Below are 14,451 nucleotides of genomic sequence, written 5' to 3' on the forward strand. Positions count from 1 at the left end.
GTTAAGCGGCGTCCTGACGAATAAGTGGTCCGCTATGAAAGCGGAATTCTTCGTCAGGCGTCTCGATTAATTCTTTTTCAGCTTGTGCAAAAAAAGCCACTCGCTCATCAATCGGTTGACCTGCATAGCTTTCTGCCAAAAATAGATAGTCTTGATAATGACGCGCTTCAGATTTGAGCAAAGACCGATAAAACTTTGCCAAAGGCTGATCTAAATAAGGTGCCAATTTAGCGAACCGCTCGCATGACCTTGCTTCAATGAAAGCGCCAATAATCAGCACATCAATTAAGCGCCCAGGCTCCGAGGTTCTAACATGTTGTCTCAAGCCTGCTGCATAACGAGCCGGAGTCATGTGACCGTATTCAAACCCCCGCTCATGCATGATAGCCAATACTTGTTCGAAGTGAATTAATTCTTCACGAGCAAGACGTGACATTTTGTTGAGCAAATCAGGGCGATCAACATAACGAAACATTAGCGTCATGGCTGTTGAAGCGGCTTTTTTCTCGCAATGTGCATGATCGGTTAAAAGCAAGGCTAGATTTTCCGGCTTTGCGGCCTCTTCAATCCAAGCATCGGGAGTTTCACAAGATAAAAACTGATTAATTTCGTCTAAAGCGGATTTCATTGTCATAAAAAAACCTTTCTCCATATGGCGTTATTATAACGCCAAGAGAAAGGTTCTTCTATTGAGTTAGATCAGTTATGCAGAGCGAGCGCGTTTAATTGCTGACTTAATCAAAGGTGCTGTTAATGAAAACAGCGCAATGGCAAGTAAGGAAAGTGATATAGGCTTATCAATAAAAATTGACCACTCACCACCTGAAATTTGCAAGGCACGACGCATCGACTCCTCCATCAAGGCTCCCAAAATCAAGCCTAAAATCAATGGAGCTGCCGGAAAACCATAGAGTCTCATGACCAAGCCAACCAAGCCAAACAGCAGCAGCATTAACAGGTCGAAGGTACTAAAGCTAATACCATAAACACCTATCATACAGAAGATCAGAATCAAGGCTAAGAGCAAGGGTCTTGGCGCATCCAGTATACGAGCAATGTAAGGAATCAATGGCAGGTTTAGCACCAGCAGGAAGATATTACCAATATACATACTGGCAATAACCCCCCAGAATACATCTGGACGCTGCTCAAGCATCATTGGACCCGGCGTTACGCCCATGACTAGTAAAGCGCCTAGAAGAACAGCTGTTGTTCCTGAACCGGGCACACCTAGCGTCAATAAAGGTACGAATGAACCACCACACGCTGCATTGTTTGCTGCTTCTGGGGCTGCAACACCTTTAATATTACCTTTACCAAAGGTATCACCGTCTTTTGCCAGACGCTTCTCCATGCTGTAGCCAAGAAAAGAGCCTATGGTTGCACCCGCTCCAGGTAGAACACCTGTGAAAAATCCTAAAATAGAACTACGGCCGATCGGGGCTGCAATTTCTTTAACTTCATTTTTAGATAGCTTTAAAGAACCGATCACATTTCGCTCTTGCGGTTTATTGGAGGCCTTCAGAAGCATATAAAACACCTCTGCAAGCGCAAAAATACCCAATGCCACCACTAGAAAATCGATACCTTCAAGCATGTTCAGGCTATCAAATGTGTAACGTTCGGTGCCCGTTTGTAAGTCAATTCCCATGATAGAAATCATGACGCCAATAACTGCTGCAATTAATCCTTTCACCAATGACTTGTCAGAAAGGCTCACAACTGCAGTTAACCCCAACGCCATCAAGGCAAAGTACTCAGCAGGACCAAAGCTAACAGCTACTTTTGATAATAATGGGGCAATTAACATTAAACCAACAACAGATATTGTCCCACCAACAAAAGATGCATATGCGGCAATTGCCAGCGCTTTTCCTGCTAAGCCCTGTTTTGCCATAGGGTAACCGTCAAATGATGTCGCAACGGTACCCGCAACCCCAGGAGCATTTAATAGGATAGATGATGTCGAACCGCCAAAGATTGCGCCATAGTACACACCCGACATTAATATGAGACCACTTGCAGGCGACATATTAAACGTAATCGGGATCATCAAAGCCAACGCACTGATGGGCCCTAAACCGGGCAACATACCTATAAGTGTTCCAGCAAAAACGCCAATGAACACATACATTAAATTCATTGGATCTAGCGCAATGCTAAACCCATAGATAAGATCGTTAAGTGATTCCATGATGAAAGATGTCCACCTGAATTAAAGTCATACAACAGGCATTGGCTTACAGTGGTAAAATACCCTGTGGCAAATGAATACCCATCACCTTGTTTAACAGAAGATATAAAGAAAGTACGATGGTCACCATAGTGCCTAGGTTAACGAAATGCTTACGATACCCATACCAATAGGCGAGACCAAATCCCAGAAGAATGGATGAAAGTAAGAAACCTAAGGGTTCAATTGAGAAAGCATAAATAACAATAGCTAATCCAGTGACTGCAACCTGTACAGCGGGTCTCTTAGAAAAACTGAGTACCTGTGCAGGCTCTTCTTCTTTTTCCGCCGACACAGCTGACTTTTCGAAGAACAAAAAAATGGACAGCAGCATCAACGTCCATCCCAGTATCTTTGGAAATGCATCTGAATCAACTGGCCTTGGTATTGGAAAAGTCGGTATCTGAAAAGCCATCCATAAATAGCCAATCGACATTAAAAAGATGAGAATCGCAATAATGCGGTTTGGATTTAATTGAGTCATAAAATCACCCGAGCATAAAGACATAACCGATACAGGTCACCCTGTATCGGTATTGATGAGTTATCGAACTACTGACGCAAAAGACCTAACTCACCTAGAACAGCACTGAACTGCTCTAACTGCTCATCAAGGAAAACACCAAACTCTTCACTGTTTTGATAAGCATCCAACCAACCTAAACGAGTTGTTGCTTCAGTCCAAGAGTCAGTCTCCATCATTTTGGCGAACAGGTCTTGATAGTAAGTTACAGCTTCTGGAGACATATCTTTAGGGCCCATGACCCCTCTCCATATGTCAAAGGTGTAATCAACGCCTTGTTCTTGAAATGTAGGAACCGAGGACAACGCACCTTGAATACGCTCAGGCGAAGACACAGCCAAAGCTCGCAACTGAGTACCTTCTAGTTGACCGAGCGACTCACCAGCACCAGTAATTACGGCTTCGACATGTCCACCTAGCAGGTTAGTCATAGCTTCACCACCACCGGAAAAAGCAATGTAGTTAACCTCGCTTGCTTTCAGACCAGCAACAGAAGCTGCACCAGCAATGGCAATATGATCCATAGAACCTGCTGCAGAACCGCCACCTACGCTCAACCGAGAGTTACTTTTAATTGCATCAAACAGATCAGTCACTGTTTGATATGGAGAGTCTGCACGCACTAAAACAATTGAGTAGTCAGTGATTAAGCGCGCAATGGGTGTAAAATCTTTGTGATTGAAACGAGATGTTCCAGATAAAGGAACAAGTATGATTGGCGGACTTGTTGCAAACAGCTTGTGATCATTTTTACTGTCACGAGCAACTTGCGCCCAAGCAATTGCACCACCGCCTCCAGGAACGTTAATGGCTGCGAAATTTTGATCTGAAAGCCCTTCAGCACGGATCACATTAGCTGTTGTACGAACTAAAGTATCCCAGCCACCGCCCGGATTTGCTGGCGCAATGTACTCAACCGCCTTTGTCGGCTTCCAGTCACTTGCAGAAACCGTAGCAGAAAAACCAACCGCAAGACCTAAGGACACACCAACAGCCATCAGGGTTTTCATCGGACGCTTTAACATAGCATTCATGTAGAATCTCCAAACTATTTCTTATCATTATTTAACACATAAAAGTTAATTTAGTCGGAGATTTCTATTTCAACAACCTTCTGATCATAAATATAAATATGTTCATTAGTGTCATTTTGTTCATTTTGTTCACGAACACTAAAGCAGGCGGTAACGGCGCTCGGGACGACCCACCTCGCCATAATCAAGCTCAGCCACCACCTTTCCATCCGTCACCAAGTATTCTAAATATCGGCGCGCAGTTGATCGACTCACCCCTGTCTGACTCGATAAACCTGTCGCTGTTTGAGCCTGAGTAGATTCTTGCAATGCCTTAAAGACTTTTTCTAACGTCAAACGGTCTATTCCCTTAGGCAGTTTATCCTGTGGATCCAATGTTGCGTCGGGTCGAATTTTTCGATTTAATTGACGATCTAACTCATCTTGACTTAGTTCAGTCTTATCTTTGAGCAGCACTCGCTCCTGCCGGAAGCGTGACAGCATCTGCTGCATTCGGGCTTGCTCGATCGGCTTGATCAAATAATCAAACACCCCACCCTTCAATGCCTCCTGAATGGTTTCGACCTCTTTCGCGGCTGTAATCATGACAATATCGATCAAACGATACTCTTTGCGCATTTCCCATAACAGCTCTAAGCCTAGCACATCAGGAATATAAGCATCCAAAAGTACGAGATCGACTTGATCGGAATGATCCTTTAGGAATTCAAGTGCATCCTTTCCTAAATAACAGGTTTTAATCACTTCAAAGTCAGGGGCCTGCTCAATAAAGTGTCGGTTAATTTCGGCAACCCTGAAATCATCTTCAATGATGAGTACCTTATAAGAACGATCAGTCATAGATTATTATCTTTTTGGCTAATGAGTGATTTATCAATACTGACGACGAAACACGCGCCGCCTAACTCAGACTCTTCTAAATAGATATTACCACCTTTTGCTTCGGCTAAACGTCTGACTAACGTCAAACCTATGCCACGATGCCGCCCCTCTTTAGTCGAGTAACCTCGTCGTGTAATAAGCTCAAATTGATCCGCAGGTAAGCCAGGCCCATTATCCTCCACTTCAATCAATAACTGGGCACCTAAGTCTGTAAAAAACAACCGAACCTGGGGTACAGCCACTGGTAAAAGTGTCGCAGCATCGAAGGCGTTATCAAGCAAGTTACTCATAATTTTCAACAAGACATCTTGACCTTCAAAGGATAAGTACATTGCAATAGAACTGCTGTCTTCAATATCAAACTGTATCCCCATGTGCTGAGCTCGCATAATTTTTCCAAGCAGCATTGCACTAATAACGGGATCACTTAAATGCCTTACTAAGAAGGCCACTTGATTTTGCGCTACCAAACTTTCTTGATGGATGAGTGCCAAAGCCTCTTCAGGACGATTTAGCTGTAACAATCCAGATATGGTATAGAGTTTGTTTGAGAATTCGTGGGCCTGTTCTCGCAATTGATCGACGTCGGCACTTGCCTCTTTTAAGGCTCTATAAACATCAAGCAACTCTTTTTGGCTTCTAAACGTCGAAACAGCGCCATCGACTTCACCAGCAGGGTTTAAAATAGGTACTCGGTTAACAACCACAGGGACGTCACCTATCCAAAGCTCACGATCAAACTGGCGCTCACCACTGACCAGTACATCCAGCAAACGCGAGTTTGGTACTAGATCTTCGACAGGCACTCCTTGGCAAGGTTGATCACCCTCAACACCCAACGTACGTTTTGCAGATTGATTTAGAACCGTAATTCGACCCTCGCGATTGATTGCGACCACGCCCTCATGAATCGACTGCAAAATCGCCTCTTTTTCATGAACCAATCGAGCAATCTCATGAGGCTCTAACCCCAAAATAAGCTTTTTGACATGATTGGCAATCCAAACAGCTCCTGCAAAACCAACAAGTAAAGACAAAGCAATAAACAACCAACCTAAATAAAGCATACGATCAACATCGCTCGCGACTTTATCAAGCATGAAGCCGACGGAGACGACGCCTATGATATCGCCATTAGCGTCAACAATAGGCACTTTACCACGCATAGCCTCACCCAGCGTACCCGTCGCTCGAGAGACATAGGACTCGCCTTCCATGAGAGCCGCATAATTGTCGCCACCGACCATGCGCTGTCCTAGCCGTTCTGGAACGGGATGCGAGTAACGTATCTCTTCTCGATTACCCACCACGACATACTCAGCACCAGTTGCCTGACGCAAAGACTCAGCTAAAGGCTGGATAACCACTGCAGGGTCTTCCAGATCAAAGGCATGTATCAACTCAGGGATCACAGCAACCGCTTTTGCCAAGTTTAATGCCCGCAGCCCTATCTGATCACTAATCAGCTCTGCTTTATTAAGATTCAAATAAATTCCTTGCAGCAACAGCACAACTGTAACCAAAGACCCTATAAGAATCATCATCTTAGTTTTGATTGTCAAATACATACTTTCACTTAAATCGACGAATTAACCTTCAAGAATCAACGAACTCTGACGTCAATATCTGCAGTGCAGCCTGCATCTCTGAATCATAATCCGCTTTAACGTTTAAGGCCGTACCATCAGGCAAGGTCAAACTCAACTCAGCCGCGTGCAGCATTAAACGACGCAGACCTTTGGACTTCATTAGCGCATTATCAGCATCTACCCCATACTTAACATCACCTACAATTGGATGGCCTATAAACTGAGAATGAACACGTATTTGGTGCGTTCGGCCCGTTAAGGGACTCGCCTCAATTAGAGTGCAAAAATCATTAAAGCGCCTTAAAACACGAAAATCTGTGATTGATTCCTTACCACTGGCATCAACTCTTACCATTCGCTCCCCAGACTTTAGCTCATCCCTCAACAAAGGCGCATTGACCCGCTGTTTACGATTCGGCCAACGTCCACACACCAGCGCATGATAAATCTTACGCACACGCTTTTCTCGCAACGCCTCGTGCAGGTAACGCAACATACTGCGTTTTTTGGCCACCATAATGCAACCCGATGTATCTCTATCCAATCGATGAACCAACTCTAAAAAACGCGCCTCAGGACGCAATTGTCGTAGCGCCTCGATTAAGCCATTGTTGATTCCACTACCACCATGCACCGCAAGGCCTGACGGCTTATTAATCACAATCAACGCATCCGTTTCGTACAAAACAGCCTCGGCCAAATGGTTGGCAAGGCTAATACCTACAGGAAGCGGCTCACCTTGCTCGGCAACTCTCACCGGCGGAATGCGCACCTCATCACCTGCACACAGCTTATAATCGGCTTTTACTCGTTTTTTATTAACTCGAATTTCACCTTTACGTAAAATTCGATACAACAGAGTTTTTGGCACGCCTTTCAGTTCGGTTCTAAGAAAATTATCGATTCGCTGCCCTTCTCGATCGGGCTCGATGACTACAAAACGAACTACAGGGCGGCTTTTTTCGTGGGATTCTGTCATGCTGGGATTCTATCTACCTGATTGATGCACTATCGCTTTACTGCTATATTGTAGCGTTGCTGCTCGCTGTTGGCTTTAGCTATTTTCAAATCAAAAACAATAGCTCAGGATTTTACAGACCTTGAATCATAATTGTCACACACAGACACGCAGCAATTGAATGAATACAAATAGTTAAATTAACCCGAATTTTAAGTAACGCTTTCACCACCTTTGCCTCAGCGAAGGTCCGGTTGGAGGTGAAGATGCACGTTGACCCAGAAACTGCAACGTAGCTGTTGTAGACACAAGCCATTGAGAATAATCACATTGGTCAACGTTTCCTTCACCGCCGATTAATCTGGCAGAATAGACCCTTCTGCCCTACGGCTGCATCGCCGGTAGCGACAGCCGATCGCAAAGACTGGACTTTTACAAGCACGAATCGTTACAGCGATACGTGGTGAAATACGTTGCGTTTTAGAGAACGCATAACAACATGAAAAGAATGCTAATCAATGCAACACAGCCTGAAGAAGTGCGTGTTGCACTTGTCGATGGACAACGCCTGTTTGATCTTGATATGGAATCAGACAGTCGTGAGCAAAAAAAAGCCAACATCTATAAAGGCCGAATCACACGAGTTGAGCCCAGCTTAGAAGCAGCTTTCGTTGACTACGGCGCTGAACGACACGGCTTCCTCCCCCTTAAAGAAATTTCACGCGAGTACTTTGTCAAATCGCCTGAACGTGGCCAACGCCCCAATATTCGAGAAGTCATTCGAGAAGGCACCGAAGTCATTGTTCAAGTCGATAAAGAAGAGCGTGGAAATAAAGGTGCAGCCCTCACGACATTCATCAGCCTTGCTGGTCGATACTTGGTCTTAATGCCAAATAATCCGCGCGCAGGCGGTATTTCTCGCCGTATTGAAGGTGATGACAGAACTCAATTAAAAGAAGCACTGTCGGGCGTCAATATTCCTGACAACATGGGCGTCATTATCCGTACCGCAGGCATTGGTCGCAGCAGTGAAGAACTGCAGTGGGACTTAGACTTTTTAACCACGGTGTGGGATGCAATTCTCGCCTTTAATAACCGTCCAGCTCCTTTCTTAGTTCACCAGGAAAGCGGCGTTGTGATTCGTGCTATCCGTGATTACCTAAGAGCGGATATCGGTGAAGTCTTAATCGACCATCCCGAGGTGTATCAGCAAGCACTCCAATTCGTCAAACATGTTATTCCAAGCTATGAATCTAGAATTCGTCTGTATAAAGAGCAAACACCGCTTTTCAGCCGCTTTCAGATCGAAAGCCAAATCGAAACAGCCTTTGAGCGCGAAGTTCAACTGCCTTCAGGTGGATCAATTGTTATTGACCCAACAGAAGCACTCGTCTCAATTGATATCAACTCTGCGCGCGCCACCCGCGGCGGGGATATTGAGGAAACTGCACTAAATACTAACCTCGAAGCGGCCGATGAAATTGCTCGCCAATTGCGATTACGTGATATTGGCGGACTCATTGTCATAGATTTCATCGACATGACCCCAATTAAGAATCAGCGTGAGGTTGAAAACCGCTTAAGAGACGCTTTAAAAGTTGATCGCGCACGCGTTCAAATGGGTCGAATCTCACGTTTTGGCCTTCTTGAAATGTCAAGACAACGCTTACGTCCATCCTTAAGCGAAACACGCGGAAACGTATGCCCTCGCTGCAAAGGAACTGGCGTCATTCGTGACACAGGATCTTTGGCGTTAGCCATCATGCGCCAAATCGAGGAAGAGTCTGGAAAAGACCGCACCGCTCAAATTCGAGCGATTTTACCCGTTAGCATCGCAACCTTCTTGTCGAATGAAAAACGTGCCGAAGTTCACGACATCGAACTAAGACACAATGTACGCGTCGTGATCATTCCTAATCCGAATATGGAAACGCCTCATTACGAAGTAGTTCGCCTGCGTGACGACCATACTGTCGCAACACCTGATGGCATGAGCTACGAAATCAAGGCAGAAACACCTTTACCAGAACATACAGCAGCGCCTGCCAAGTCAGCAAAACGCGAAGAAGCCGCTATCAAAAGCCTCCCTCTTCCTGAGCGCCAAAACGCACCTGAAAGCGTAGGTGTTGCAGAAACACCTGCTCCCGCGGCCGCAAAACCCTCTGCAAAACCCACAAGCACAAATACTCAGGAGCAGCCACGGTCTCTGCTGAGCAATCTTGTGACGGGGATTCGCTCACTCTTCTCTAGCCCAGCACCCGTTGCTGTTGAGCCACGAGCAAAACCTGCTGCAGAAAAGCAAACACTTAAGCCACCTGTCAATCCACGTCAAGAGCGCACGCCAGAGCAACGCAGCTCATCTAACCGCAGCTCTACTGGGAACCAAGATAAGCGCCGCAACGGTCGCCGCAATCAAGATGACCGTAAACGTGACCCGCGTGAAGATGAAATCATTACAGTTGATACTGAAAAGAGCTTACCACCCATTGGTGAAAAGAGCGCTAAAGACGAATCACAGAATGAAAACGGCCGCTCACGTCGCCGTCGCCGTAATGAGCGTCGCCGCAACGATGGCAAAGCGGACAACGCCAGCAGTGAGGTGGAAACACCCATCACTGAACAAGAAGTAATCGAAACTCCGCGCCCTGTAGAGCCAGTAGACGACAACGCCGCGCCAAAAGGCCGTGGTCGCCGTCGTCGCGGTAACGAGCGTGAAGCCCTGCGCAGTGGTGTTATCCCAACAAGCGCAGCAACCAATGCCACTGAAAATACGGCTGCATCTACACTAAACGATGAGCGCTCATCTGAAGCATCCTCACTCGTTAAAGAAGAGAAAGCGCCAAGCCAGAAACGCCATGCTAAGCAAGCTAGCGAAACCAAAGCTGAGCCTGCTGCGGCGACTGTTGCCGCTGTCGCCCTGAGCGAAACACCCGCATCTGAGCTTATTGAAACCCCAGCTATCATCCCTGCCGAAAGTTCATTTGAGCAAGCACAGGACTCGCACCAAGCCGATGCTGTAGACACTACGCCTGAAGCCGAAGCTAATACTGTAGCGCCAGCAACTGAGGACATCAGGCATTTCGAGTTAGAGACGGACAACACCCCCTCTAACCCGATAACAGTTGATAACACCGATGCGAGCGACGCGCCAGCAGCAAGCGAAGCCGTTGCCTCAGATGCAGGTGCAAACGTACCCGAAATGGCCATCCCAGAGGTCATTGAAGACGCACCCACTCCATCCGAAGAGCTATTAGCTCAAGAAATGCCTGTAGAGACTGTAAAAGAGCAAGATTTGGCACTGCCCACTAGGGATGCCGCGTCACATATCGCAGCTGATGCAACACCAACATCAGTGGATACAGCGACACCTGAGGCGGAAGGTACTTTAGATGCTTCGCAAACCACGGAAGCACAAGTAGAGCAGGCCTCACAAGCCGAAAGCGCAGAACCAACTCCTTCTCAAGCACCAAGGCATCAATCTGAACTGCCGTTCTCAACTGGACAGGATGAAGCTGAAACAAAAAACACCGAATCTGTTGCTGGAACCACAACAGAAACCGATACAAGTGCACCAACTAAGGTGAAACGCTCTCGTCGTGCACCTAACGATCCACGCGAGAAACGACGTCTAGAGCTACTCGCATCGCAACAATCATTGGATATTCAAGAAAATCAAGAATAAACCAGTATTGCTATAAAAAAACCCGCTTAGGCTGCCCTAAGCGGGTTTTTTATTACTCAACGGTGAAACTTGATGGACGGTCATATTAAAGAAGCAATGACATTTCAAGGGTAGAATCGCGGCTCAACCTCAAGAAACACACGAAAATTCTTCATCACGTCATCTTGAATTTGCGCAGACAAAGACTCAATATTTTCCCGCGAGCCCCCGCCATGATTCACAAGCACCAGCGCCTGGTCTTTATATACACCCACACTCCCTAGCAGACGCCCTTTCCACCCAAGGTAATCGATCATCCATCCAGCAGCCAGCTTGTACCCCTGTGGGTCTGGGTAAGCAACCAGCTCCGGAAAGGCTGCCCTCAACTCAAAGAAGACGTCTGAGGAAACAACCGGGTTTTTAAAAAAACTACCCGCATTACCAAGCTTACCAGGATCTGGCAATTTAGAACGACGTACAAAGCACACGGCCTCAAACACCTGCTGAGGTGAAAAGGACTCAACGTTTGGATATAAATGCCTACAGGCACTCTCTAGAGCCGCATACGCCACCTTAACACTGGGTACTTTTGACAATTTAAAGCACACATGTGTAATTAGATAGCGATCAGGGTAAACGGATTTGAAAACGCTATCACGATAGCCAAAGCAACATTGATCCAATGTTAAGGAGTCGAATTGCTTAGCGATGCGGTCATACACATCAACCCTAGACACAACGTCTTTCAACTCAACGCCATAGGCACCTATATTCTGGACAGGCGCTGCGCCGACCCTTCCGGGTATCAGCGCCAAATTTTCAAGACCATACCATCCGCTTTGTAAACACTGAGTAACACATTGATGCCACTCTTCACCTGCCGCAACCCTGACAATGACATGATCTGCTTGCTCCTCTAGCACCTCGTAGCCACGCAAAACGATCTGCAATACACAGCCGGGTAACTTTGAAGACAGCACCAAATTACTACCACCACCCAAAATAAGCAAAGGCCAGCCTTGCTTTTCAATTTTCGCTAACAAAGGGGGGATTTCGGCAATATTCGATACTTCAGCATACCTTTCTGCTTCAACCTCAAAGCCAAAGGTGTTCGATGCCGTCAAAGAGACATTTTGTAGCAATTCCGCCATTAAGAACGACTCTTAGCCTTCAAAATTTCGATCACGCGCTGTAAGTCTTCAGGGGTATCAACCCCTGTCGGCGGAGCTTCTTCAGCAACCGAGACTTGTATTCGCACGCCCTTCCAAAGCGCTCTGAGTTGCTCAAGTGATTCGGTTGCCTCAATGGCCGCAACAGGCCAGGTTACGAAATCATTCAACAAACTCACTCGGTAAGCATAGAGCCCAATGTGGCGCTGCCAAGCAAAACCAGATGGCATGGAAGCCGTGACGCCCTGCATAAAGGCATCGCGCGGCCAAGGCATTGCTGCACGACTGAAGTACAATGCTCTCCCTGCCTCATCACAAACCACTTTTACAACATTTGGATTCATTAAACTATCGACCAAATGTATCGACTCCGACAAAGTCGCGATGCCCGCATCGGAATGCTCGATCAAGTTTTTTGCAACCTGATTAATGATTCTAGGTGGAATCAAGGGCTCGTCACCTTGTACATTCACCACCACCTCAGAATCATCAAATCCTAACTTACTCACCACTTCTTGCAGCCGATCTGTCCCAGATTGGTGCTGCGTAGACGTCATACAGACCTCTGCACCAAAACTGGCTGCGACTTCAGCAATTTGCTCATGATCTGTCGCTATGATAATACGCTGAGCATCGCTCTCTAGGGCGCGCTCATACACATGCTGAACCATAGGCTTGCCAAGCACATCGACAAGTGGCTTACCTGGAAAACGGGTCGACGCAAAACGCGCCGGAATTACGACGGTAAATGCCATGATCTACTTCTCTTTCAAACGTTCTTCTGTTGTCAAGGTACGCGCTTCGCTTTCGAGCAGCACGGGTATGTCATCACGAATAGGATAAGCCATACCACTGGTGTAACAAATCAACTCCTGTGTTTCTTTATTCCAAACTAAAGGAGCTTTAGACACTGGACATACCAGAATATCCAAAAGTTTATGATCCATTATGTTTTACCTCGTTTTTGCACCCTGTCCAGCCGAGACAGAAAATGCATCAAAAATTGTTCACTAAAACAGGCCTCAACACCTAAGGCCCACGCATTCTGTAACGAAAATTCTTTACATTTTATGGCATCTTTTTCGGTCATTATCATCGGATAATCATCAGCAAACTCGAAATCCTGCTCTAAAAACGCATGATGATCAGGAAAAACATGAGGGATAATCTCTAAGCCGAGCGCGCTCAACGTGTTAAAAAAACGCTGTGGATTGCCAATTCCTGCAATAGCATGCACAGGACTCGCTTTCAAGACAACCAAGGCATCAGAAAGATTCAGCACTTGAGCATCAGACAAACAAACGATACGGCGTGGCTGCAAAATGAAGTGATGCGCCTTCTGCCAGACAGGCAACGCAGACTCGCCATTTAAAAGCACAAAATCCACCGACTCAAGACGCTCTGGGGGCTCTCGAAGAGGCCCTTCCGGTAAACAGCGACCATTTGCCAAGCCTCGCGCCGCATCTACCACGGCAATTTCAATATCACGACCTAAGGGATAATGCTGCAGACCATCATCACTAATCACAACATCACAAGCGGTGAGCTCTAATAAAGCTCGCACCGCCCGAGGCCGATCAGGATCAACGACCACTGGAGCCCCTGCCAAAGAAGCAATAAGTAAAGGCTCATCGCCTGACTGTTCGGACGGAGTCGATGAGGTCACCAGCAGTGGGTACTCTATAGCACGTCCGCCGTAACCACGACTGACAACCCCAGGACAGTAGCCCCGCTCACGAAGGAGTTCTATTAAGGCCAGTACAACGGGGGTTTTACCTGTTCCCCCCACACTAATATTGCCAACAATGATCACGGGCACTGGTGCTTGATACACAGTACGCGCACCAGACAACCACTGGGCTCTGCGCCGTTTCACCATCGCAGTATAAAAAAGTGATAAGGGCCGGAAAAGGACTAACCACTTAGAACACTTATACCAAGCACGCTCAAGCACACCACTCATTAAAACTCTACCTGACCGCCTTCCTGTGTCGCAATACTCAAACGCGCAAATCCTAACTGACCTGCGACATCCATCGCTGTGACAACGGACTGGTGTGGAGTTTTAGCATCTGCCGTAATAACAAATGGCATGTTGCGTTGATCCTGAACCAGCTCAATGATCGCGCGACGCAACGTAAGTGCTTGAGTATTGACGAGATGCTGTCCATTAACGCTGTACAACCCCTCAGCCGTAATCACTACATCAATGCGCTCAACGTCTTCCATATTCGATTGAGCGGCAGATGCTGCCTCGGGGAGCTCAACTGTTAGTTGTGATTCACGTGTAAAGGTCGTCGTAATCATGAAAAAGATAAGCAGTAAAAATACCACATCGATCAGAGGCGTTAAGTTGATATTCACCTCTTCTTGCACTTGCCGAGGAAATTTCATACGAGCAT

13 protein-coding genes are annotated in these 14,451 nt (G+C 46.6%); 1 reads left to right on the forward strand and 12 read right to left on the reverse strand.

Annotation, left to right across the window (positions count from 1 at the left end):
* Nucleotide 1: 1 nt before the first annotated feature.
* From DN062_RS13840 to rluC, 7 genes are all read right to left on the reverse strand, one after another.
* Nucleotides 2–628, reverse strand: a complete 627-nt coding sequence (locus DN062_RS13840) for a MiaE family protein (RefSeq protein WP_112159970.1) — start codon at nt 626–628, stop codon at nt 2–4.
* 75 nt (nt 629–703) lie between these two features.
* Nucleotides 704–2,194, reverse strand: coding sequence for a tripartite tricarboxylate transporter permease (locus DN062_RS13845; protein WP_112159901.1), 1,491 nt, complete (start codon nt 2,192–2,194; stop codon nt 704–706).
* A 46-nt stretch (nt 2,195–2,240) separates the two neighbouring features.
* Entirely contained in the window at nt 2,241–2,717 is a 477-nt protein-coding gene (locus tag DN062_RS13850; RefSeq protein ID WP_112159971.1) for a tripartite tricarboxylate transporter TctB family protein, read from the reverse strand.
* A gap of 68 nt (nt 2,718–2,785) precedes the next feature.
* Complete coding sequence (locus DN062_RS13855) at nt 2,786–3,790, reverse strand: Bug family tripartite tricarboxylate transporter substrate binding protein (protein WP_420811675.1); 1,005 nt, start codon at nt 3,788–3,790, stop codon at nt 2,786–2,788.
* Nucleotides 3,791–3,928: 138 nt separating this feature from the next.
* Nucleotides 3,929–4,630 carry a response regulator gene (locus tag DN062_RS13860; RefSeq protein WP_112159902.1) on the reverse strand — a complete coding sequence of 234 codons (702 nt, stop codon included), beginning with the start codon at nt 4,628–4,630 and terminating at the stop codon, nt 3,929–3,931.
* Nucleotides 4,627–6,159: an ATP-binding protein gene (locus DN062_RS13865; RefSeq protein WP_239995793.1), complete on the reverse strand. Its 1,533-nt coding sequence runs from the start codon at nt 6,157–6,159 to the stop codon at nt 4,627–4,629. Before DN062_RS13865 ends, DN062_RS13860 begins: the two co-directional genes overlap by 4 nt.
* A 109-nt stretch (nt 6,160–6,268) precedes the next feature.
* Complete coding sequence (rluC, locus tag DN062_RS13870; RefSeq protein ID WP_112159904.1) at nt 6,269–7,240, reverse strand: 23S rRNA pseudouridine(955/2504/2580) synthase RluC; 972 nt, start codon at nt 7,238–7,240, stop codon at nt 6,269–6,271.
* Between the two features lie 478 nt (nt 7,241–7,718).
* Here rluC and rne point away from each other — a divergent pair, with 478 nt between their 5' ends.
* Nucleotides 7,719–10,901 carry a ribonuclease E gene (gene rne / locus DN062_RS13875; protein WP_112159905.1) on the forward strand — a complete coding sequence of 1,061 codons (3,183 nt, stop codon included), beginning with the start codon at nt 7,719–7,721 and terminating at the stop codon, nt 10,899–10,901.
* 104 nt (nt 10,902–11,005) lie between these two features.
* Here rne and murB read toward each other — a convergent pair whose 3' ends face one another.
* The 5 genes from murB to DN062_RS13900 are packed head-to-tail and all read right to left on the reverse strand — an operon-like array spanning nt 11,006 to nt 14,443.
* Entirely contained in the window at nt 11,006–12,031 is a 1,026-nt protein-coding gene (gene murB, locus DN062_RS13880; protein ID WP_112159906.1) for a UDP-N-acetylmuramate dehydrogenase, read from the reverse strand.
* On the reverse strand, nt 12,031–12,804 hold the full coding sequence (gene kdsB, locus DN062_RS13885; protein ID WP_112159907.1) for a 3-deoxy-manno-octulosonate cytidylyltransferase: 774 nt from the start codon (nt 12,802–12,804) through the stop codon (nt 12,031–12,033). Before kdsB ends, murB begins: the two co-directional genes overlap by 1 nt.
* Before the next feature lie 3 nt (nt 12,805–12,807).
* Complete coding sequence (locus DN062_RS13890; protein WP_112159908.1) at nt 12,808–12,996, reverse strand: Trm112 family protein; 189 nt, start codon at nt 12,994–12,996, stop codon at nt 12,808–12,810.
* Nucleotides 12,996–14,012, reverse strand: coding sequence for a tetraacyldisaccharide 4'-kinase (gene lpxK, locus DN062_RS13895; protein ID WP_112159909.1), 1,017 nt, complete (start codon nt 14,010–14,012; stop codon nt 12,996–12,998). Before lpxK ends, DN062_RS13890 begins: the two co-directional genes overlap by 1 nt.
* Nucleotides 14,012–14,443 carry an ExbD/TolR family protein gene (locus DN062_RS13900; RefSeq protein ID WP_112159910.1) on the reverse strand — a complete coding sequence of 144 codons (432 nt, stop codon included), beginning with the start codon at nt 14,441–14,443 and terminating at the stop codon, nt 14,012–14,014. The genes lpxK and DN062_RS13900 overlap by 1 nt, the downstream gene beginning before the upstream one ends.
* Between the last annotated feature and the right edge of the window lie 8 nt (nt 14,444–14,451).

The sequence above is a fragment of the Nitrincola tibetensis genome (assembly GCF_003284585.1).
In the GTDB taxonomy this organism is placed as follows: Bacteria; Pseudomonadota; Gammaproteobacteria; order Pseudomonadales; family Balneatricaceae; genus Nitrincola; species Nitrincola tibetensis.

Coding starts and splice junctions, on each gene's coding strand:
- DN062_RS13840 (WP_112159970.1), bottom strand. CDS start 628: ATGAAATCCGCTTTAGACGAAATTAATCAGTTTTTATCTTGTGAAACT.
- DN062_RS13845 (WP_112159901.1), bottom strand. CDS start 2,194: ATGGAATCACTTAACGATCTTATCTATGGGTTTAGCATTGCGCTAGAT.
- DN062_RS13850 (WP_112159971.1), bottom strand. CDS start 2,717: ATGACTCAATTAAATCCAAACCGCATTATTGCGATTCTCATCTTTTTA.
- DN062_RS13855 (WP_420811675.1), bottom strand. CDS start 3,790: ATGAATGCTATGTTAAAGCGTCCGATGAAAACCCTGATGGCTGTTGGT.
- DN062_RS13860 (WP_112159902.1), bottom strand. CDS start 4,630: ATGACTGATCGTTCTTATAAGGTACTCATCATTGAAGATGATTTCAGG.
- rluC (WP_112159904.1), bottom strand. CDS start 7,240: ATGACAGAATCCCACGAAAAAAGCCGCCCTGTAGTTCGTTTTGTAGTC.
- rne (WP_112159905.1), top strand. CDS start 7,719: ATGAAAAGAATGCTAATCAATGCAACACAGCCTGAAGAAGTGCGTGTT.
- murB (WP_112159906.1), bottom strand. CDS start 12,031: ATGGCGGAATTGCTACAAAATGTCTCTTTGACGGCATCGAACACCTTT.
- kdsB (WP_112159907.1), bottom strand. CDS start 12,804: ATGGCATTTACCGTCGTAATTCCGGCGCGTTTTGCGTCGACCCGTTTT.
- DN062_RS13890 (WP_112159908.1), bottom strand. CDS start 12,996: ATGGATCATAAACTTTTGGATATTCTGGTATGTCCAGTGTCTAAAGCT.
- lpxK (WP_112159909.1), bottom strand. CDS start 14,012: ATGAGTGGTGTGCTTGAGCGTGCTTGGTATAAGTGTTCTAAGTGGTTA.
- DN062_RS13900 (WP_112159910.1), bottom strand. CDS start 14,443: ATGAAATTTCCTCGGCAAGTGCAAGAAGAGGTGAATATCAACTTAACG.